The following is a 3,072-nucleotide window of genomic DNA, read 5'->3' on the forward strand; positions in this document are numbered from 1 at the left end:
GATCGTGCGCGACGATTGCCCGGATGCGCCTGAGTTCCGAGGATCAGAAAACGCTCCAGTGGAGCGTTTTCCCGAGGGACGCCAGGACGGATTCTGGCCATCCCTCAACAAGGATGCGCCGGGGTTCATCGGCCCCGGAAACAATTTCCGGGAACGCTTTGCCAAGGCACAGGCCGAAGCCGAGGCGATCATGGAAGCATGGCGCAAGGATGATTGGTTCTATTGCGGTATCGTCCTCTCGGTATCGCTGGACGGTGTCATACTGGACGAACACGCCATCAGCCTGTGGGGCGTGGAAGCCAATTATCCGGGCACGGATAATGCATATCTGACGGACGTCGCAGATGACCTTCTTCCCGACGCCATCGCGATCGGTCTCCGAGCTGCGCAGCGTCTGTGTGCGACCCTCTCCAATCTCGGGGCGCGCACATGAGTGCGCGCCTGTCCTCTTCAATCAATTCATCAAAGGAGGTCCATGCCATGGCCCAGCCTATCCTGAAAAACATTCCCCTCGATCAGCTTCGTATCTCCAAACTCAATATGCGCCACAGCCGGAAGAAGCCCGACGTGTCCGATATCCTGCCGTCAATCCGCGAGGGCGGTATTCGCCAGACGTTGCTGGTGCGCCGTGAAGGCGATCATTACGGCATCGTTGCCGGACGGCGGCGGTTCTTCGCCCTGAAGGAGATCGAGAAGGAGACCGGCAAAGTGCCCATGGTGCCGTGCGCGATCATGCGGGAGGAAGATGCGGCCAGCGCGATTGCGGCATCCGTCATAGAGAATGTGGGACGCCTGCCAGCTTCAGAAATGGAACAGTATACCGCCTTCAAGCGCCTGCATGATGAAGGCCGCGCGGTCGAGGATATCGCCGCATTCTTTGGGGTCACTCTGCTTCTGGTGCGACGGGTGCTGGCACTGGCGTCCCTCGCCGAGCCCATCCGCAAACTCTATGCCGGGGACGAGATCGACCGCGAAACAATTCGGGCCCTGACGCTCGCCACGCCGGAGCAACAGGCAGACTGGCTTCGCCTGTTCGAGAGCGAGGACGCGCGCGCGCCGATGGGCCGGACCTGCAAGGCGTGGATCACGGGCGGGACAATTATCACCACAGACAAGGCCCTGTTTGACTTGGCGGGCTATGACGGCCTGATCACCGCCGACCTGTTTGGTGAGCATGGCGTGTTTGCAGACGCGGACGCCTTCTGGACCGCGCAGTCGGCAGCTGTCGCGCAGCGCATTGAGGCTTATCTCGGAGAGGGCTGGAAGGACGTGGTCTGCCTTGAGCGGGGGCAGTATTTCCAGCGCTGGGACCATGTGACCAAGACGAAGAAGGCGGGCGGCAAGGTGTTCGTCGAGCTTCGCCATGATGGCAGCGTGACCTTCCATGAAGCCTATATCTCACAGGCTGAGGCGCGGCGACAGGAGAAGGAAAAGCGCGGTGGAGACGACCCGTCCTCAGCGCCCGTCAAACCTGAAATGTCCGGGCCACTTGCTGAATATATTCTGCTGCACCGCCATGGGGCGGCGCAGGCGAGCTTGGCACGCCAGCCTGCCATCGCACTGCGTCTGATGGTGGCCCATGCCATGACCGGCAGCGCGCTCTGGACGATCCGTGCGCATGAATGCGGTAGCCGGAAGGACGCCACACGGGCGAGCCTTGAGGCCTCGACAGCTGCCGCTGACATGGCGGCGAAACGGGAGCACGTTGCCAACCTGTTTGCGGCATTGGGCGTCTCTGGAGAGGCCCGACGCAATGGCGACGCTTATCGCCTTTGCGAAATCTTCGCCGCCTTGCTCGCCATGTCGGACGCGGAAGTGGGTGAGGTTCTGGCCTTTACCATGGCTGAGATACTGGAAGCGGGCGGGCCGGTCGTGGAGGCCGTTCTGCACGTTTGCGAGACGGACCTGTCAGCCTGCTGGAAACCGGAACCGGCCTTCTTCGACCTCTGCCGCGACAAGAGGGCGATCAACGCGATGGTGGCCGATATCGGGTCTGGCTCTTTGGCGGCAACCTGCGTCACCGATACGGCCAAAGTGCAGAAGACTCTCATCGGGAACCGGATTGCTGGTGAGGCTTGTGAACCCAATCCCGACTGGCGACCGGTTTGGATGCAGGTGCCGCCAGCCCGCCTCGTGGACGGAGCGGGGTCTGCGCCTGCTGATGCCTGGGCACGGATTGCAGGTCTGTTTGAGGATGGTGGGGACAATGCGCAGTCAGATGCAGGGACCTTCGCAGAGCCAGACGCCGCCTGAGGATTCAGTCTCCTGTTTCAGGCGGATTAGGAGCCGTCCGGTGCCAGGCATCGGGCGGCTTTTTCGCATTGGTCTCTCATGCTGAGGTGCTGCTGGTCGGAGTGTTTCATGGGTGAGGGCGCCAAAGAAACGCGCGTCTTTGGGTCTCGTCTTGCATCCGGAAGTGTCTGCCAGTCTGGTTCCATCCGTTTTCGTGACCTCGCGTGTCGGACCCCTTGTTCCCGTCTCGTGCCGTGTGACCTGGACGACGCCTGCCGGGCTGTGAAACCGGCCCGGGCGCAAGAATTTTCCCCGCCGCTTTGCGGCTCCTCGCGCCTCAAAATTCATCGCCGTGCCGGTGCTCCACTCCGTTTCGCCCGCCAAAGAGAAAGGAGGCGGTTCAAACCCGTCCTGCGCCGTCCTTTCGGTCCGGCGTCGACGGGGACAAGGGGTCCCCGAGACAAGCGCAAAAACGAAAGGAATGACACAATGGCAAACGCACTTGGATATGTCTCTGAGACCAAAACCGGCTTCGAAGGCGCCCTCGCAATGATGAACCTCACAAGCCCCATCCGCATCGAGAAGAATGGTGAGAAGGCCGCAGACGGCCAGCCCGACTACCGCATCTTCGCCGGAGAAACATCGACCGAAATCGGTGGCGGCTGGATGCGCAAGGCGAAAGCATCGGGACGCGATTATGTCTCGATCACCCTCGCGGACCCGCAGATCGGCCCGCGCAAGATCTACGCAAATCTCGCCCCCGTCAAAGGCAAGAAAGGCCGCCACGTGATCCTCTGGAACCCGAAGGACTAGGTGTGGAGTCTCAACAGGTTGTCCACG

3 protein-coding genes are annotated in these 3,072 nt (G+C 61.5%); all 3 read left to right on the forward strand.

Going from position 1 to position 3,072, the window contains the following annotated elements; all coding sequences use genetic code 11:
• The coding region (locus HOC_RS22470) for a hypothetical protein (RefSeq protein WP_206741629.1) at positions 1–433 on the forward strand (433 nt) is incomplete at its 5' end.
• 47 nt (positions 434–480) lie between these two features.
• On the forward strand, positions 481–2,253 hold the full coding sequence (locus tag HOC_RS20220) for a ParB/RepB/Spo0J family partition protein (protein WP_084146514.1): 1,773 nt from the start codon (positions 481–483) through the stop codon (positions 2,251–2,253).
• A 468-nt stretch (positions 2,254–2,721) separates the two neighbouring features.
• On the forward strand, positions 2,722–3,045 hold the full coding sequence (locus HOC_RS20225; RefSeq protein WP_034739980.1) for a DUF736 domain-containing protein: 324 nt from the start codon (positions 2,722–2,724) through the stop codon (positions 3,043–3,045).
• Positions 3,046–3,072 lie beyond the last annotated feature (27 nt).

It is taken from the genome of Hyphomonas oceanitis SCH89, from assembly GCF_000685295.1.
Taxonomy (GTDB): Bacteria; Pseudomonadota; Alphaproteobacteria; order Caulobacterales; family Hyphomonadaceae; genus Hyphomonas; species Hyphomonas oceanitis.